23 protein-coding genes are annotated in these 17,716 nt (G+C 54.8%); 17 read left to right on the top strand and 6 right to left on the bottom strand.

The genetic code is table 11. From position 1 onward, the window contains the following. Positions 1–87 precede the first annotated feature (87 nt). From RT613_RS13240 to motA, 6 genes are all read right to left on the bottom strand, one after another. Entirely contained in the window at positions 88–528 is a 441-nt protein-coding gene (locus RT613_RS13240) for a hypothetical protein (RefSeq protein WP_313616013.1), read from the bottom strand. Between the two features lie 5 nt (positions 529–533). Continuing rightward, positions 534–1,634 carry a flagellar biosynthesis protein FlhB gene (flhB, locus tag RT613_RS13235; RefSeq protein WP_409558821.1) on the bottom strand — a complete coding sequence of 367 codons (1,101 nt, stop codon included), beginning with the start codon at positions 1,632–1,634 and terminating at the stop codon, positions 534–536. Between the two features lie 112 nt (positions 1,635–1,746). After that, positions 1,747–2,784 (bottom strand): flagellar motor switch protein FliG, encoded by a 1,038-nt coding sequence (gene fliG / locus RT613_RS13230; RefSeq protein ID WP_313616012.1) that lies wholly within the window; start codon positions 2,782–2,784, stop codon positions 1,747–1,749. 29 nt (positions 2,785–2,813) lie between these two features. After that, positions 2,814–3,338 (bottom strand): flagellar motor switch protein FliN, encoded by a 525-nt coding sequence (gene fliN, locus RT613_RS13225; RefSeq protein ID WP_313616009.1) that lies wholly within the window; start codon positions 3,336–3,338, stop codon positions 2,814–2,816. A 64-nt stretch (positions 3,339–3,402) separates the two neighbouring features. Next, positions 3,403–4,350 carry a FliM/FliN family flagellar motor switch protein gene (locus tag RT613_RS13220; RefSeq protein ID WP_313616007.1) on the bottom strand — a complete coding sequence of 316 codons (948 nt, stop codon included), beginning with the start codon at positions 4,348–4,350 and terminating at the stop codon, positions 3,403–3,405. A 6-nt stretch (positions 4,351–4,356) separates the two neighbouring features. After that, on the bottom strand, positions 4,357–5,229 hold the full coding sequence (gene motA / locus RT613_RS13215; protein ID WP_192486921.1) for a flagellar motor stator protein MotA: 873 nt from the start codon (positions 5,227–5,229) through the stop codon (positions 4,357–4,359). A 183-nt stretch (positions 5,230–5,412) separates the two neighbouring features. On the opposite strand from motA, the gene RT613_RS13210 reads away from it, so the two are divergent. The 17 genes from RT613_RS13210 (at position 5,413) to RT613_RS13130 (ending at position 17,554) form a co-directional block, all read left to right on the top strand. Further along, positions 5,413–6,192: a DUF1217 domain-containing protein gene (locus RT613_RS13210; RefSeq protein ID WP_313616005.1), complete on the top strand. Its 780-nt coding sequence runs from the start codon at positions 5,413–5,415 to the stop codon at positions 6,190–6,192. Between the two features lies 1 nt (position 6,193). Continuing rightward, complete coding sequence (flgF, locus tag RT613_RS13205) at positions 6,194–6,928, top strand: flagellar basal-body rod protein FlgF (protein WP_313616003.1); 735 nt, start codon at positions 6,194–6,196, stop codon at positions 6,926–6,928. A gap of 14 nt (positions 6,929–6,942) precedes the next feature. Continuing rightward, positions 6,943–8,346 carry a flagellar protein export ATPase FliI gene (gene fliI / locus RT613_RS13200; protein WP_313616096.1) on the top strand — a complete coding sequence of 468 codons (1,404 nt, stop codon included), beginning with the start codon at positions 6,943–6,945 and terminating at the stop codon, positions 8,344–8,346. Positions 8,347–8,348: 2 nt separating this feature from the next. Beyond that, a complete protein-coding gene (locus RT613_RS13195) occupies positions 8,349–8,918 on the top strand; it encodes a hypothetical protein (RefSeq protein WP_409558820.1) in 570 nt (189 codons plus the stop codon). A 181-nt stretch (positions 8,919–9,099) separates the two neighbouring features. Beyond that, on the top strand, positions 9,100–9,492 hold the full coding sequence (gene flgB / locus RT613_RS13190) for a flagellar basal body rod protein FlgB (protein WP_313616002.1): 393 nt from the start codon (positions 9,100–9,102) through the stop codon (positions 9,490–9,492). 5 nt (positions 9,493–9,497) lie between these two features. Next, positions 9,498–9,917: a flagellar basal body rod protein FlgC gene (gene flgC, locus RT613_RS13185; RefSeq protein WP_313616000.1), complete on the top strand. Its 420-nt coding sequence runs from the start codon at positions 9,498–9,500 to the stop codon at positions 9,915–9,917. Further along, the gene (locus RT613_RS13180) at positions 9,914–10,252 is read left to right on the top strand and encodes a flagellar hook-basal body complex protein FliE (RefSeq protein WP_313615998.1); all 339 of its coding nucleotides are present in this window, start codon (positions 9,914–9,916) and stop codon (positions 10,250–10,252) included. The genes flgC and RT613_RS13180 overlap by 4 nt, the downstream gene beginning before the upstream one ends. A gap of 21 nt (positions 10,253–10,273) precedes the next feature. Further along, on the top strand, positions 10,274–11,062 hold the full coding sequence (flgG, locus tag RT613_RS13175) for a flagellar basal-body rod protein FlgG (protein WP_313615997.1): 789 nt from the start codon (positions 10,274–10,276) through the stop codon (positions 11,060–11,062). Between the two features lie 23 nt (positions 11,063–11,085). Next, entirely contained in the window at positions 11,086–11,571 is a 486-nt protein-coding gene (gene flgA / locus RT613_RS13170) for a flagellar basal body P-ring formation chaperone FlgA (protein ID WP_313615995.1), read from the top strand. Beyond that, positions 11,568–12,689, top strand: a complete 1,122-nt coding sequence (locus RT613_RS13165) for a flagellar basal body P-ring protein FlgI (RefSeq protein WP_313615994.1) — start codon at positions 11,568–11,570, stop codon at positions 12,687–12,689. The genes flgA and RT613_RS13165 overlap by 4 nt, the downstream gene beginning before the upstream one ends. After that, on the top strand, positions 12,686–13,228 hold the full coding sequence (locus RT613_RS13160) for a MotE family protein (protein ID WP_313615992.1): 543 nt from the start codon (positions 12,686–12,688) through the stop codon (positions 13,226–13,228). The genes RT613_RS13165 and RT613_RS13160 overlap by 4 nt, the downstream gene beginning before the upstream one ends. Continuing rightward, the gene (gene flgH / locus RT613_RS13155; RefSeq protein WP_313615990.1) at positions 13,225–13,941 is read left to right on the top strand and encodes a flagellar basal body L-ring protein FlgH; all 717 of its coding nucleotides are present in this window, start codon (positions 13,225–13,227) and stop codon (positions 13,939–13,941) included. Before RT613_RS13160 ends, flgH begins: the two co-directional genes overlap by 4 nt. An 85-nt stretch (positions 13,942–14,026) precedes the next feature. Further along, positions 14,027–14,527, top strand: a complete 501-nt coding sequence (locus tag RT613_RS13150; RefSeq protein WP_313615988.1) for a flagellar basal body-associated FliL family protein — start codon at positions 14,027–14,029, stop codon at positions 14,525–14,527. Beyond that, on the top strand, positions 14,524–15,261 hold the full coding sequence (fliP, locus tag RT613_RS13145; RefSeq protein ID WP_313615986.1) for a flagellar type III secretion system pore protein FliP: 738 nt from the start codon (positions 14,524–14,526) through the stop codon (positions 15,259–15,261). Before RT613_RS13150 ends, fliP begins: the two co-directional genes overlap by 4 nt. A gap of 137 nt (positions 15,262–15,398) precedes the next feature. Then, complete coding sequence (locus tag RT613_RS13140) at positions 15,399–16,118, top strand: GntR family transcriptional regulator (RefSeq protein WP_313615984.1); 720 nt, start codon at positions 15,399–15,401, stop codon at positions 16,116–16,118. A gap of 163 nt (positions 16,119–16,281) precedes the next feature. Beyond that, complete coding sequence (locus RT613_RS13135; RefSeq protein WP_313615982.1) at positions 16,282–16,962, top strand: GntR family transcriptional regulator; 681 nt, start codon at positions 16,282–16,284, stop codon at positions 16,960–16,962. Positions 16,963–17,101: 139 nt separating this feature from the next. Beyond that, entirely contained in the window at positions 17,102–17,554 is a 453-nt protein-coding gene (locus RT613_RS13130) for a hypothetical protein (RefSeq protein WP_313615980.1), read from the top strand. The last annotated feature ends 162 nt before the right edge of the window (positions 17,555–17,716 follow it).

Here is a 17,716-nt window from a genome sequence, read left to right as displayed (position 1 = left end):
GGATAGCCTCAAGAAATACGAGAAAAACCCTCATTCGGAACCCAGGGGTGATAAGGGTAATTCAATATCGTACTGCCGGATGTGAGATTATGTTACAGGCTGGCTCACTTGGCGTGTCACAAAACGGGCTTCACGCATGCTTCTTTTCAGAAACTCCGTGTTGACATCAGGGTTATCCGATGGATTCTGGAACGATATGTGATTGATGTCGATAGCAGCAAACTCATCGGCAAGGTGCAGTTGCGCGTAAACCGTAACCCCGATCGGTTTCAGCTCAAGATCAAGCACCACCGTGGGAACGCCGTCCCACTCGAGCTTGTATTCTCCGCCTGCACCGAAATTCACCGTGCCGGGGTGGAAATACAACTCGGCTGCAGACGCCACCAGATCGGCAAGGCTTCCGTAGCACTCGAAGCGCAGCAGCGAGATCAAATCCGCTGGATCGAGGAGCCGTAGTTCCGAAGCGACCGGGCTAAGGGCTTCAGCAACAATCTTTTCTCGTTGTTCTGTGTAGGGGCATTTTTTCATTCGTATTACTGGACCCGCTTTTTCGCTGACCTTTGTGCAAAAACCCGATGAACGAGTTCCGCAACAGCCTTATAAAAGGCTGGTGGAATCACACTATCTACCGAGACTTGCGCAAACATGGAGCGAGCGAGTGGTGGGTCCTCAAAAACGGGAATTCCGTTTTTTTCTGCAATTTCACGAATTTTCAATGCGATAAGGTCTTGCCCCTTGGCAACAACAACCGGCGCATCGTTCTCATCACGGACATATCGCAGGGCAACAGCGTAGTGAGTCGGGTTGGCAATCACAAGCGTTGCGCGTGGTACGTTGTTGATCATGCGCCGGCGTGCGCGATCACGGGCAATCGACCGCTGGCGTGATTTGACGATCGGGTCACCCTGGGTCTGCTTGTGTTCGTCCTTCACTTCCTGCTTGGTCATGCGAAGCTGCGAGAACCAGTGATGTCGTGTCCAGAAAAGGTCGACGGCGGCCAGCAGTGCCGTACACATCAAAATGACGATCATCATTTTTTTGACGATCGACACCAGGCGCACAAAAATCGTCTGCGGATCCGAGAACATTGCGTCGATTGTCGCGTAATATTCGTTGCGCAGCGCAAAGAACATCACCATCGACACGATCATGATCTTGAATATCGATTTGCCGAATTCGACGAAACCCTGAACGCTGAATATCCGCTTGAAACCCTTCATCGGAGAAATACGCGAGGCCTGCGGACGTACGCGCTCCAGCACGAAGGATGGCATGTTCTGCAGGATGGATGATGAAATACCGAAGATGATGAACATCAGCATCGCGGGCAGCAGCATGTAGGCAATGGCCAGGCCAAGATGCATAAACAGTGAAAACGCATCCGGCCGGTTCAACAATTGCCATTGTTCCGGCTGTCCGAACAGGTCTTTCAGGGTTTCGCCAATCTGGGCAGTGCTCGTCGGCATGAAAAAGACGAGGTACAGGTAAAAAGCGAGAGCAGACGCGAAAATCGGAATTTCGCGAGACACAGGCAAATTGCCTTTCTCGGCCGCATCACGGAGTTTTTTCTCCGTGGGGTTTTCTGTTTTACTCTCTTTATCCTGATCGTCTGACAAGACGCCGGTCCCCGACATAAAGCAAACCCGCCAGCATGGCGGGTTGGTCGGTTAAGGCTAGACTGTGGTGGGGTGCGGGGCAATAGTACAAGCCTGCCCCGCAAAGGTTTTCAACATGCAGCTTCGGCAATTAAGCCGCTGCGGCATTCGCATCGGCTTCCTTGAGCAGGATTTGACCCGAAGCGGCCAGACGAATGGCTTCCTGTGCAACAGCGCGGCGGGCGATAGCCACTTCGCGTGTGTTGAGTGTTGCGACCGGAACGGACAGGTCGGATTCGATCATGCGGCGCTGACGCGGGCTGATGGCCGAAAGGACACATTCCTTGATTTCGTTGGTCGCACCACGCAGAGCCATGGTGAGAATGTCTGCGGACACGTCGTTGAGCAGAAGAACGCGGCTGCGCTGCGGCATGGCAAGCATGTCTTCGAACAGGAAGATCTTCGGCTTGACCTTGTTGGCGGATTCCTTGTTGAGGGTTTCCAGCGAGCTCAACAGCGTATCTACCTGCGGCTTTTCCAGCTCGTTCATCAGGTCTGCAACCTTCGCAGAACCGCTGGCGTTTCTTTCCGCTTCGATCTCTGCAATCAGCGCCATGACGCGCTTTTCGATGATCTGTGCGGCCGCCGGGCTGACATCCTTCATGTTGACCGTACGGTTCATGATGTCGGCACGCTGTTCATCAGGAATGGTCAGGAGAACCTTGGCACCAAACGCGGATGGCAGCATGGAAAGAATGTATGCGATGGTCTGCGGATGTTCCTTGGCCAGGAAGTTGCCGATGAATTCGGGGCTGGCATCCTGAAGCTGGTCCCAGATGGATGCTTCATAGGCCTGGAATGCTGTTCTGCGGCCGAGCAGACCGTCAACTTCTTCCGGTGTCAGGCCTTCTTCAAGAATGCTTTCAATGGCCTTCGCGTTATCCATCAGGCCTGTGCCTTCCGTGAACAAATCCTCGAATTCGTTCACGATGGCAGCAAGTTCATCAGGTGGAATGACGCGAAGGGTCTGAGCAGATGCAATAATGAGCTGCAGTTCATTCTGCGTAAAAAATTTAAGTAGTTTACCCGCTACGCCTTTTCCCATGGCAAGCAGCACGGCGGCAGCTTTATCTGCCTGAGACAACGGCTTCCCTTCAATTGGGTTACCGAAATCCTCAAAGTCCATCATGGTCTTTCCTCTCTGCCCCAAAACCGGGATCAGGCTTTCTTGATGCTCATCACTTCAATGAGTTTAACACCAAAACGTGAGTCGTCATTCTCAAGAACGGTAATTTCACCGCGTGCGATGCGTCTGCCATTCACCATTATTTCAACCGGTTCGCCGATCTTGCGGTCCAGTGCAATGGTTGCACCCTCTTCAAGATCCATCAGACCGGAAACCAGCATGCGGCTGGTACCAAGAACGATCTGGACATCAATCGGGATGTCCATGATCAGGTCCATATTGTCGGACAGACCGCTGCCGATCTGCATCTGGGCACCTGCTGCAGGGCCGGCTGAAAAGTCGTCCATGCCGAAATCGCTGGAGCCGCCGCCGAAATCCATTGCGTCTGCGCCGTCTGTCGCAGGAGTTGCATCAGCAAAATCACCGAAATCGCCAAAGCTGCCTTCAGCGTCCGTCTTCAGGACACCGCGCAGGTCGCCAATCGCTTGATCCAGATCGGCAGGTTCGCCGATGGAAAGCGCGTCATCTTCAGTCAAAGGTGTTTTCTTCGTAGCCATGCCGTAATTATTCCTTTTGAAACTTGCGTCAAACTGCCTTCGCTCAATTTGAGCACGACAAGTTTTAACCCATCAGATGTCTCAATATCTCATCATCTGTGCTGACGTTGTTCTTCACGCGAACCATGTAGCGATCTCCCGCCTTTCCAAATTCGCAATTGTAGATGTCGCTGCCATTCGCGCTGACCTCGACAGTGATGTCGTCGCGGCTGATATCCCGGAAGGGAATGACGTCGCCTTCTGTCAGACGCGCCAGGTTGCGCAGGGTCATTTTCTGAAGCCGGATACGGGCTTCAAGCGTGACCTGTGAACGCTTGACCTGTTCCTTGATCAGGGCAACCCATTCTTCGTGTTTCTTGATGGCGCTTGCTGATGCCTTTGGTGCAACGATCTGTGTCTTGAGCATGATGCGTTGCGGGATCACCAGAGCGAACTCCGAGGAGATCTTGCCGAGATCCACTTTCAGGCGAATCAGAACACCGTACTGGCCGGTAATCTCTTCGTCGAAGCCGCACTTGCCCTTTGAATTGTACGGCGGATCGATTGTCGCTTCAAAGCCACCCGGTGCGTTGACGCCCGAGCGCAGAACACTGGCCATGCGGCCGATGACCAGGGCTGCAAGATCAAGCTCGATATTCGACAGCGAGCGAACTTCCGGCTCTGAAATCGTCTCAGGCAGGGCACCCAGCATGCGTTCCATCAAGGTCATGATGAACGCGTTGCCACAGGCCATGACGAAGGTCGGAGACCAGTTGCGCAGCGAGCAGTCGGCCACGGCAAACTCCGGGCCGATGCTGCGCACCAGATCAGTCATCAGGCCGGATTGGCACCCGATGTACTCGACATCGATGGTGATGCCGGTTTCGCTGTGAAAAATATCCGGAAGAAACTCGCTGTAGAGATGCCCGAGTTCGCTGCCGATCTTGAGTATCGTTTTCTGGTCACCAAGCCCACCTGTGAGCTTGGCCAGTACCGCATGGTCCATTGCAGGAGCTGTGTCTGTTGTTGCCATGGTCTATCAAGCCGCCTTGTTTTCGCCGCCAGGGTTCATCATTTCCTGTTCGACGGCGTCGATCGACGGACGCTCGTAGTTGGAAATGGTCTTGCGGCCATATTCGAGAGCAACCTGCGGCACAGAACCGTTCATGTAAGCAATCAGGGTCTGCTTGACGATGATGTAGAGACGGTGCTGCTTGGTGCGAACGATCTTGACCTGGGCGGCAAGCGGGTTGGCAATCGAATAGGACAGAATGATCCCGAGCATCGTGCCCACGAGCGCCGCACCGATAAGACCGCCGAGAACAGCCGGTGATTCGTTGATCTTGCCCATCGCCTTGATAACGCCGAGAACGGCGGCAACGATACCGATGGCCGGGAACGAATCGCCCATGGCGGTAATCGAGTGGTAAGGCTTGAGCTTGTCGTGCAGGATGGTGTCGATTTCTTCATCCATCAGCGCTTCGATTTCGTGCGAGCGTGCATTGCCGATGATGATGAGGCGGACGTAATCGCAGATGAACGCGGTCAGTTCCTTGTTCTTGAGAACGGAAGGCGCGGTCTGGAAAATGCTGGATTCGGCCGGGTTGTCGATATGGGCTTCGATTTCGTTGCGTGACTTGGTACGCAGGTCGCGCATCAGGGAATAAAGCACGCCCAGAACGTCGAGGTAATCGCGCTCCTTGGGGACCGAATGCTTGAAGGCTTCGCCCAGTGCCTTACCCGAATCTTTCACCACTTTCATGGGGTTGGCCATGATAAAGCCGCCAAGACCGGCGCCGCCGATGATGACAAGCTCGAAGGGCTGAACCAGAACGTCCAGGTGGCCGCCCATAGCCATGTAGCCGCCGATAACGCAGCCGAAGGTGATGATTAACCCGATAATGATATTCATTGTCCACTCGCACCTGACCGTTGTCTTATGTCCGGGTTGTAGAAAATGTGGCTTGCGTGAACCTGTAGGATAGCCGCGGAAAATACATCAGGAACAAACAGTTTCGCGCAAGCAATGACCGTCATCATCCTGTCGAGGCACATCTGTGCGCAAAAGGATTCGAGCAACGGCGGCGGACATAGCGTGACAACGACCTATACCAGTTATCGGCTTATCAGCCAGGATATCGGCAAGTCTCTTGATCGTATATCAAAGCAACCTGATGTTGCGCGGGAGACGGAATATTATCTTTCCAAGATTGGCTCGATCAAATCCATCGATGCCTTCATGGACGATACAAGGCTTTATAACTACGCGCTGAAGGCGCATGGCCTGGAAGATATGGCCTTTGCAAAAGCCTTTATCCGCAAGGTTCTGACGGAAGGCGTTTCCAGTGACGATGCCTTCGCCAACAAGCTGTCCGATACCCGCTACAAGGATTTTGCGACATCCCTGAACTTTGCTGCTTTCGGTGAAGCTGCGACGTCTTTTGATCGTGCGCAGAAGGATATTGTTGCCCAGTACAATCGCCAGACCCTGGAGCAGGAAGCCGGCACCGATAACACCGGTGTGCGTCTTGCGCTTTATTTCGAGCGCATGGCGCCGTCGATCACCTCGGGCATGGGCATCATTGCCGATGAGGCCCTGTCGCAGGTGTTTCGCACGACATTCCAGCTTCCGGCCGAGTTTGCCGGTACCGATATCGACAAGCAGGCAGCCCTCGTCGAAAAGGCGATCAAGATGGAGGATCTGCAGGATCCCGTCAAAGTCGGCAAGCTGCTCGAGCGTTTCACGATCATGTGGGAGATGGAAAATCCCTCACAGGTCAACACGTCACCGACCATCCTTGGGTCGTCCGCCGGTTTTGGAATTTCTTCCGACCTTCTTCTTTCCATCAACACCCTGAAACTCGGAGGCAAATGATATGCAGTCCGGACTGTATGTGGCCCTTTCGTCGCAGATGGCGCTTGAGCGTCGTATTACCACCATCGCTGACAACATGGCGAACATCAACACCACAGGATTTCGGGCAACCGAGGTCAAGTTTGATGAGGTGCTGAGCAAGACCCGCAACGACATGAACGCGAAAGTCGCCTTCGTATCGCAGGGCAACGACTACCTTTCGACCCGCAGCGGTTCGCTCGACAGAACCGGCAATCCCCTCGACGTTGCCGTCAAGGGCGATGCATGGCTGGCGATTGACACGCCAGATGGTCAGGTGCTGACCCGTGATGGCCGTCTGACCATCCGCGAAGACGGCATTCTGGTGTCGACCAATGGTTACCCTGTTCTGGATGCCGGTGGCGGACAGATCGAACTCAACCGCGCTGGTGGTGAAATCAAGATTGGTGCCGATGGCGGTATCGTTCAGGATGATCGCCAGATTGCACTGCTTGGCCTTTATAGCGCCGATGTCTCGCAAGGTTACCTGCGCCATGACAACAGCGGTATCACCACTGTTGCCGCGCCGCAGCCTGTCGTGAACCGTAGCGATGCCGGCGTCATGCAGGGTTACACCGAGCAGTCGAACGTCAACGGTATCTCTGAAATGATGCAGCTCATTCAGGTCAACCGGGCATTCGAAAGCATTTCCTCCGTAATGCGCGATACCGAATCCACATTCGGTGAAGCAATCAAGACACTCGGCGGTAGCCGCTAAGGATATAGGCCATGATGGCTGACATTGGTTCCTCTTCCAAACCGTCCACCTCCAAGCTGGCGCAACTCGCCAGTCTGGTGGAACGCTATGCCGACCCTGATGTGGCCGTTGCCCATGGCGGGCGGGTCACCGCAATCGCGGCTGGCCACTACACGGTGTCCGGCCTGTCGCGGCATGTGCGGTTGGGAGAATTTGTCGCCCATCGAAGCGAGACCGGCATTCATCTCGGTGAAGTCGTCCGGGTTGAATCCGATTTTATCTTTGTCTGCCCCATCGAACCCGGTGAACCGATCGGCATCGACGATACGGTGATCTACAAGGGGGCTTTCCGCGTGGCACCGGAAGCCAGCTGGTGCGGTCGCACCATCAATGCACTTGGTGATCCGATCGATGGGTTGGGCCCATTGTCGTCAGGCACTGATCGCCGCTCCATTTCCAACACCGCGCCGCCGTCTATGACACGCAGCCGTGTTGAAAAGGCCTTCAAGACGGGCGTTCGCGCCATCGATATCTTCTCGCCTTTGTGCCTTGGTCAGCGCCTTGGCATTTTTGCGGGTTCGGGTGTGGGTAAATCCACCCTGCTGTCGATGCTGGCGAAAGCCGACGCCTTCGACAAGGTTGTCATAGCACTAGTGGGCGAACGCGGCCGCGAAGTGCGTGAATTCATTGAAGATACGCTTGGCGAGAACATGGCCAAGTCCATCGCGGTCGTTGCCACCAGTGACGAAAGCCCGATGTTGCGCAAGATGGCGCCGCTGTCTGCCGTGACGATTGCCGAACATTTCCGCGATCAGGGTGACAACGTGCTGCTGATCATCGACAGTGTCACCCGTTTTGCCCATGCCATCCGCGAAGTCGCGGTTGCGTCGGGTGAATTGCCGGTGGCACGTGGTTATCCGGCATCTGTCTTCACCGAACTTCCGAAACTGCTGGAACGGGCAGGGCCGGGCGTCGAAGGCACCGGCACGATTACCGCCATCATTTCGATCCTCGTCGACGGCGACAACCACAACGATCCGATTGCGGATTCGACCCGTGGTATTCTCGACGGCCATATTGTTTTGGAGCGCAGCCTCGCTGAAGAAGGGCGCTACCCGCCGATCAATCCGCTTGCCTCGATTTCCCGTCTGGCCAAAAAAGCCTGGACACCTGATCAGGAAACGCTGGTGTCGCGCCTCAAGGCGCTGGTGCATCGCTTTGAAGAGACGCGAGATCTGCGATTGATCGGTGGCTATCGAGCTGGCACCGATCCGGATCTTGACATGGCGATCAAGCAGGTGCCGATCATTTACGACGTTCTCAAACAGACACCGTCCGAGCCGCCAGCGGCCGACGCCTATGCCGATCTGGCAATTGCCTTGCGCAATGCCATTACCGGCAACGCGCCGCAGGCAAACAATCAAAGACCAAGAGGATGACCATGCTCGACAAGCAACAAGAAGAACGTATCGAGATGGATAAGAAGGAAAAGGCCTCCATTACCAGTACGGACCGTGCTCTGGCACTCTGTGGTGTGACGCTTGCGGCTGCGGCTGCTTTTTTCCCATGGTATGTGTTCTTCAATGAAGACAAGTTTGGTGTAACCACGCCAATCTTCGACATGACCCGTGACCTGCCACATACCGGTCCGAAAGAGGTGTTCAGCGTTTCACCACTTGCCATGGTCAACCGCAACAAGGACGACCGCCCGGATATTCCTCCGCTGCCGTTCGATCCACTGACCACGGCGACCGTGTCGGATTCCGGCAAGGAAAGACAAAACAGCATCGCGGCGCGTGAAGAACAGCCCTTTCCGGGTCACGGCGCCAATTACCGGCTGCTGCATGTGGCCAATGGCCGCGCGCTGATTGAAGACAGCGCCGGCATGTATATGGTCAAGGTCGGTTCCGTTTTGCCAGACAATACCAAGCTCGCCAAAATCGAGCAGCGGGATGGCCAGTGGGTGATCGTCACCTCAAGTGGCGATGTTTATCAAAACGAAGGCCATTGATTCTTCGGGAGATAACCTCTCTTCCATTTTTTGCAGGCGCGGCCACAGGCTGCGCCTGTTTCGTTTGGCACGAAAAGCACTGACGTGTGGGATTTGCGATAACAGCCCTGGCAACGGATTTACCGTAAGTCTGACGCAAGATTAGCAGCATAGGTTTTGTCCATAAAATATGGAGAAATCTATGGAACCGATTCAACTGTTCGATCTTGCAGCCCGTCAAGCGGAGTGGCTCAGCGTTCGTCAGGAAGTCGTGGCGACCAACATCGCCAATGCCAACACTCCTAAATACCGCGGCAAGGACATCAGTCCTTTTGAAGCAGTGATGCAGTCGACCGGCACCACCATGGGCATGGCGAAGACACATCCTGCGCACTTCGGTGCAAGCACGCTCAGTGAAAATATCGAAGTTCGCGACTCCAACGTGAACAACGAAATCGGTGTGCAGGAGTCGGGTAACACCATCGCTCTTGCGGAAGAAATGACGAAAACCGGTGAAATCAAGCGGCAGTACGAACTCAACACCAACCTGGTGAAGACGTTCCATCGCATGATGCTGATGACTGTGAAGAGGTAAAAACCATGGATCCTTTAAGCGCTGCCAGCAAGATCGCAGGAAGCGGTCTGGAAGTTCAGTCCACCCGCCTGCGTATTGTATCGGAAAACATCGCCAATGCGCGTTCGACCGGCGATACCCCCGGTGCTGACCCTTACCGCCGCAAGACGGTGACGTTTGGCATGGAGCTGGATCGTGCGACTGGACTTGAAAAGGTTGCCGTCAAGAAGCTCGGCGAGGATCGCGGCAAGTACATCGAGGAATATGATCCAGGCAACCCGGCCGCTGATGCAAACGGCGTGGTGAAGATGCCAAACGTCAACATCCTCATCGAAATGGCAGACATGCGCGAAGCAAACCGCAGCTACGACGCCAACCTGCAGATGATTAAACAGACGCGTGAACTTGTGAGCGCGACAATTGACCTTCTGAAAGCTTCACAATGATCGATAAAATTAATCAATTAAGCTCCCTTTCTCTGACGCGCGATCTTGATGGTATCTCCTCCATCGCCACCGATCTGACCGGTGCAACGCGTGAAAAGACCCCAGGCGAACAGACCGGCATGAGCTTTGCCAGCGTGCTGGGCAACATGTCTGTCGATGCCATGAACAACCTCAAGAAGGCCGAAGTTGCGTCTTTTGAAGGTATTCAGGGCAAGGCCAACACCCGTGAAGTCGTCGATGCCGTTTTGAGTGCCGAACAGTCGCTTCAGACTGCCATTGCGCTGCGCGACAAGATTGTCAGCGCATATCTCGAAGTATCGAAGATGCAGATTTAGCACCATTAAGGAAACGTAGACATGAGAGCACTTGCTATCGCCGCGACCGGTATGGATGCGCAGCAGACCAACCTCGAAGTTATCGCGAACAACATCGCCAACATCAACACGACAGGTTACAAGCGCGCCCGCGCCGAGTTTACCGATCTTCTCTACCAGACGGAACGTGCGCAGGGCGTGGCCAATCGTGCCAACCAGGCCATCGTACCGGAAGGTGCCAACATCGGTCTCGGTGTGCAGACATCTGCCGTGCGTAACATCCACACACAGGGTAACTTCATCGAAACTGGCAACGATCTCGATGTCGCACTGGTTGGTCGTGGCTGGTTCCAGATTGAAGCAGCCGACGGTTCGACACTCTATTCGCGTGCCGGCGCCTTCAACAAAAACGCTGATGGCCAGCTCGTCACCATCGATGGTTACAACGTCATTCCAAACATCATCATTCCGATTGATGCGACGGAAACAGTCATCAGCCGTACCGGTCAGGTGACTGTCCGTCTTGGCAATGACACCGAGTTCACGGAAGTCGGCCAGTTGCAGATTGCAAACTTCGTCAACGAAGCGGGTCTGAAACCGCTTGGCGACAACCTGTTTGCCCAGACACCGGCCTCGGGTGATGCCATCGTCGGCGTGCCTGATGATCCGGGCTACGGTTACATCAAGCAGAACTATCTCGAAGGCTCCAACGTCGATCCGGTCAAGGAAATCACTGACCTGATTACCGCGCAGCGTGCCTACGAAATGAACTCCAAGGTTATCACCACCGCAGACGAAATGGCCTCGGTGGTCAGTAAGAACCTGAAGTAAAAAACGGGAAAGGATGGGCGAACATGAAGTTTAGCCGGAAGGAAAGCAGATTTAATAACGGACTTGTCCGGTTATGCGTCGCGTTCGTCTCATCCGTGATCGCGACCTCATCCTTTGCGCAGGCTCCGGTTGCTCTGGTGCCAACGCGTATCATCTATCCGGGCGAGGTCATTTCTGCCGACGCCCTGAAAGAGGTTGAGGTCACAAATCCCAACATTACAACGGGTTATGCCAGCGAAGTTGGCCAGATCGAAGGTCTGATCTCAAAGCAGACCCTGCTTCCAGGCCGCACCATTCCGGTGGCAGCCTTGCGTATTCCCTTTGCTGTGACCCGTGGCGCAAGCGTCCGCCTGACCTTCACGGTCGGACACATGACGATCTCTGCCGCGGGTACACCCATGCAGGATGGTGGCGTGGGCGATGTGGTGCGTGTGCGTAACATTGATTCCGGCGTGATCGTTAACGGTACGGTCATGCGGGACGGCTCTATTCAGGTGATGGCGAAATGAAAGCCTTGCAATCGATTGCGATCCTCGTTCTGGCTTTGAGTGTGCAGGTGTTCGGCACCTTGCCGGCCCATGCCAATACATCGCGCATCAAGGACATCGCCTCCCTGCAGTCGGGTCGTGAAAACCAGTTGATCGGTTACGGTCTGGTTGTTGGCTTGCAGGGCACGGGCGACAGCCTGCGGTCCTCGCCCTTCACCGAACAGTCCATGCGCGCCATGCTGCAGAATCTTGGCATCACAACGCAGGGCGGACAGACCAATGCCAAGAACCTTGCAGCCGTTATGGTCACAACCAATCTGCCGCCATTTGCCAGCCCCGGCAGCCGCGTTGACGTCACCGTCAGCTCGCTGGGTGATGCGACTTCGCTGCGTGGTGGTACACTGATCATGACCTCGCTTTCCGGTGCCGACGGCCAGATTTATGCCGTTGCCCAGGGTGCTGTCATCGTCAACGGCTTTTCCGCACAGGGTGATGCTGCCTCGTTGACACAGGGTGTCACGACCTCGGCACGCGTGCCCAACGGCGCGATCATCGAGCGTGAACTTCCGTCCAAGTTCAAGGATGGCGTCAACCTCGTTCTGCAATTGCGCAATCCTGACTTTTCGACTGCCGTGCGTGTGGCCGACGCAGTCAATGCCTTTGCCCGCACCCGCTACGGTGGCGTTGTTGCAGAGCCGCGTGACAGCCAGGAAGTCATTGTTCAAAAACCACGCGAAGCAGATCTCACCCGCCTGATGGCAGAGATCGAAAACCTTCTGGTGGAAACCGATACGCCTGCCAAGGTTGTCATCAATGAGCGAACCGGCACGATTGTGATCGGCGCGGATGTCCGCATTTCGCCAGTGGCGGTCAGCTATGGAACGCTGACTGTTCAGGTCACGGAAACGCCGCAGGTCATTCAGCCCGCACCGTTCTCGCGTGGTGAAACCGCTGTTCAGCCGCAGACCGACATCATGGCGATGCAGGAAGGCGGCCAGGTGGCCATTATCGAAGGACCTGACCTGCGCACGCTGGTGTCCGGTCTCAACAATATCGGGCTGAAAGCCGACGGTATCATTGCGATCCTGCAAGGTATCAAATCGGCCGGCGCTCTCCAGGCGGAGCTTGTTCTGCAATGACGATCCAATCTGAAACGCCAAAACGCTCTGTCTATGAAACGCTTGGCCGCTTTGCTGCCGTCGCTGCTCTGGTTCTGCTTGTTCCGGCTGTCAACGCTGAAAGCCAGCAGGCCATTCTGACGGAAATGAGCACACAGGAAGAAATCCAGAAATTCTGCACCAACATTGCAGATGCTGCCCGTGATCAGCGCTACCTGCTGCAGAAGCAGGAGCTTGAAAAGCTGCAGGCAGAAGTGAATGAACGTATTACCACCCTTGAAAACCGCAAGGCGGAATATGAGGACTGGCTGGCACGTCGCAACCACTTCCTGGCCCAAGCCAAGGCAAACCTGGTCGATATCTATAAGACGATGAAGGCGGATGCCGCTGCACCTCAGCTCGAGGAGATGCATGTCGAGATCGCTGCTGCCATCATCATGCAATTGCCGGCGCGTCAGTCCGGCCTGATTTTAAGTGAAATGGATGCGCAGAAAGCCGCGATCGTCGCGGGGATCATGTCAAGCGCAACCGATCCGAACACCTCGAAGGATCCGTCATGACAATGCGTATTCCGGCCCTGATCTTGCCACTGATGTTGCTCGCGAGCTGCCAGAACAGCCAGACACTGAAGGAAATTGGCAATGCGCCGGCCATGAGCCCGATTGGTACCGGCCTGCAATTCAGCCAGACGCCGCAGATGGGCATGTATCCCAAGCAGCCAAAGCACATGGCCAGTGGCTATTCCTTGTGGAGCGATTCTCAAGGTGCGCTGTTCAAGGACCTGCGCGCGCTGAATATCGGTGACATTCTGACGGTCAACATCCAGATCAACGACAAGGCCGATTTCGACAACGAAACCGAGCGTAACCGCACCAATTCCAGCGGTCTGAACTGGAAGGCACAGGCGGAAATCCTTGGCTGGACGCCAAATGCGGATTCCAGCATCAATTACGGTTCCGACACTGACACGCAGAGCAAGGGTAAAACCAAGCGCTCCGAAAAGCTGACGCTGCTTGTTGCAGCCGTGGTGACCGGTATTCTCGAAAACGGCAACCTCATCATCAGCGGCTCGCAGGAAGTGCGTGTGAACCACGAAATTCGTATCCTCAACGTCGCGGGTATCGTGCGGCCGCAGGATGTGGACGCCGATAACATGATCTCTTACGAGCGCATCGCCGAAGCCCGCATCTCCTATGGAGGCCGTGGCCGCCTGACGGAAGTGCAGCAGCCACCGGTTGGCCAGCAGATCGTCGATCTGTTCTCGCCGATCTGATGACGTCACAAAACCGGCGGGCTTCGAAGCGGGGGCTGCCGGTCAATGCATGAAACAATTGGAAAGTCCGGAGTAAGGCAAGGTCATGGATAACGCACAGACCGGTGACGAGAAGCCCAAGAAGTCACCTCTTGTCATGACGATAGCAAGCGTTGCAATCCTGACGCTGGTCGGTGCCGGCGGCGGCTGGTTCCTTGGCGGAATGATCGCTCCGAAAATTGGCAAGGTGGTAGAAGAACACGCTGCTGCCGAAGCCAAGGAAGGCGAAAAGGACGCTGGCCTCCCGAAGATCGATCCCAAGGCAAACGGTATCCTGCAACTGGATCCGGTAACGGCAAATCTTGCCTATCCCTCGACGAACTGGATCAGGCTGGAAGTGGCGCTGATGTTCAACGGCGAGCCTGACGTCAAGATGGCAGAAGATATCCACCAGGATCTGATGGCCTATCTGCGCACTGTTTCGTTGCAGCAGCTCGAAGGGCCGCGCGGCTTTCAATATCTACGGGATGACGTTCAGGAACGTGTTGACCTGCGTTCAGAAGGGCGAGTATCGAAGGTTATGTTCCGAACCTTTGTGATCGAATGATTCGATTTTTATTGACCATCGCTGTCCTCTTGGTTTTGCCGGGCCTTGCCAACGCCCAGCAATTGCCGACCGATTTGCTGAATACGCAGATCGACGGTTCCGTTGCAGCATGGATCATCAGAACATTCGGTCTTTTGACGGTCCTGTCCGTCGCGCCGGGCATTCTGATCATGGTCACAAGCTTTCCGCGCTTCGTGATCGCATTTTCGATCCTGCGTTCGGGCATGGGTCTGGCAACAACCCCGTCAAACATGATCCTTGTCAGCATGGCGATGTTCATGACCTTTTACGTCATGTCGCCGACATTTGACCGCGCCTGGACGGAAGGTGTGCAGCCGCTGCTGCAAAACCAGCTGACCGAGCAGGAAGCTGTGGTCAAAATTGCCGAGCCGTTCCGCACATTCATGACGGCCAATACCCGTGACAAGGACCTGAAACTGTTCGTGGATATTGCCCGCGAACGCGGCCAGGAAGTGCTTACGGAAAATGTGATTGATTACCGCATTCTGGTTCCGGCTTTTATGCTTTCGGAAATTAGACGCGGATTTGAAATCGGCTTTCTGATCATCGTGCCATTTCTGGTGATCGATATCATCGTGGCAACGATCACCATGGCCATGGGTATGATGATGTTGCCGCCAACATCGATCTCCCTGCCGTTCAAGATATTGTTTTTTGTTCTGATTGATGGCTGGAACCTGCTTGTCGGCAGTCTGATACGATCGTTTTCTTGAAAACGCTCTTCGAAACGCTGTAACAATCCGGGCATGGATCACGAACTGGGCCGATGCTTCCGATGGAGCATCAGGAACAGCCTGAAATTTGATAAGTAAAATGACCGGACAACCAGCAAACGGCGAGTTTGATTGCGATGCAGCCTAAAGACCTTCCAGAGCAGGCCGATACAGCAAAGGTAAGAGGTTCGGGCACGCAAACCGTTTACAGCACCTTGCGCAATGAAATCCTGTCCATGGCGCTACCGCCGGGCAGTCCGCTGGACGAAGTGCGGCTTTCTGAACGCTTTGGCATGTCGCGCACGCCGGTTCGTGAAGCGCTGCTACGCCTTGCAGCCGATGGTCTGGTCACCACGTTGCCCAACAGAAACACCATTGTTTCGACGATCGATTTTGCGTCTCTGCCGACCTATTTCGATGCGCTGACACTGATGTACCGCGTGACAACACGCCAGGCGGCCAAACATCCCAATGCCGAGGGCATGCAAACCATTCTGGCCTATCAGAAACAGTTCGCAGAAGCCGTGGAAGCCAGAAACGCCTACGCCATGATCGAGGCGAACCGCGAATTTCACGTGGCGATCGCGGAACTCGGCGGCAACGCCTATTACACGGCGTTTTTTGCGCGGTTGCTGGATGAGGGCCGCAGAATATTGCGGCTTTATTATTCGACATTCGATGACCGTCTGCCACGGCAATATGTCGATGAGCATGAAGAAATGATTGCCGCCATCGCGGCCGGCGACGTCGAAAAGGCAGATGAACTGGCCATTGCCCATGCTGCGCAGATCGTGGGCCAGATCCAGGAATATGTCGCGCGCGACATGAACAACGCGGTCGAAATCAAGGGCATCTGAAGCGTGCGCAGCCTGCGTCGAGCACCTTCACGCCCGATCAACAGGGCGTGAGCTTGTACGTCTTTAGTCGTATTTGACGTTTTGCTGCGGCAACCAATTTATATTTTATGCATTATCCCAGGGCCATTACTGATCTGATTAATCTTTAAAGGGGGTAACCCTGATGTCGATTTCTGATAAGCCCAAAACCCTTTCAGGCGCGATCATTGACGAAATACGTCAGGCTATCCTTTCCGGATATTATCCCGCTGGCAGCCAGTTAAGGCAGGACGCTCTTGCCGAGACCCATGGGGTCAGCCGCATTCCGGTGCGCGAGGCACTTTTTCAGCTTGAAGCAGAAGGACTTGTGCGCATCGTGCCGCAAAAGGGGGCGGTCGTGTCAGACCTGTCGGTGGCGGAAATCAACGATGTTTTTGAGTTGCGGGCAATGCTTGAGCCGCGCCTGCTGCTCAGTTCCGCACCACAACTTGACGCGCAGGATTTCAAACAGCTCGATAACATTCAGGAGGTGTTTCTGGAGGCGACCAGCCATGGAAGGGTGGAGTTGTACGGACAGTTGAATGCGCAACTTCATATGGCGCTTTATCAGCGGTCCAACCTCCCCAAAAGCCGGCAGATCGTGATATCACTCTTGCAGACCAGCGAGCGTTACACCCGGCTGCAATTATCTAGTCCTGAAGCCATGAACCGGGCGATGCGAGAACACAGGGATATGATCAATCTGTGTCGCACTAGAGAGTTTGACAAGGCGGCGTTTTTTCTGCGCGGGCATATCGAAACGGTCCGGGAAGATCTTCTGACGGTGATCGAAAGCCACGAAGCTGCCAAGGTCTCAAAACGTTAGCACTCTGCAAGATCACGACAATTTTCCCTATGTTGACATTGTTTTGAGGGGAAAAACCTCTCTTCGCTGCTCTGTCGGGACAAGGGATGTATGATTTTCCGCTTGTTCGTGGCACTAACACACGGATGAGGAGAGCAAAATGATTGTCGGAATTGTAGCAAGCCTTGTGTTGGCGCTATTTGCCTTCGCGTTTCCGCAGCGCATGAAGCTGGTTCTCGCCGGACTTGTGATTGTCTGGGTGGGAAGCGCGATTGCCATTTACTGGGAGACGGTAAAAACCGGCGAACGCCTTGCAAAGATCGTTGCCACAGCCGTCTGGGATGAAACCTGCACGGATCCCAAGGCACCGTTGCGCATCACCTTCAAAAACGACAATGCATCGCCAGTTCTCAAATTGAATTACACGCTGGAAGGTTTCGAACCGGCGTTTCGTGCCTCCGTGGCCTATGACGGTTATCAACGCAGCAACGTGCGGATCGCTGCGGGGGAGAGTTACACCGCATGCCGTGCATTCCGAATGCGCAGCAGCGAGAATGCCGAGCCCTCAGGTCTCAATTGGGTCGTTACTGTCAACTCTGCGGAATTTGAATGAGTTGAATGCATTCGACGGGGAAGACTTCTGCGGTTGGTTTCATAGAAAAAGCCGCGCTTTTGGCGCGGCTTTCTTTTTGTGAGCTTTAATCCGTCTATTAACGGAAGAGCTGAAGAATGTTTTCCGAGTTGCTGTTTGCAATCGACAGCGACTGGATGCCGA

This window comes from Agrobacterium sp., from assembly GCF_032092815.1.
Lineage (GTDB): Bacteria > Pseudomonadota > Alphaproteobacteria > Rhizobiales > Rhizobiaceae > Agrobacterium.
Note: the sequence above shows the minus strand (reverse complement) of the source record. Positions and strands in the feature narration are given on the sequence as shown.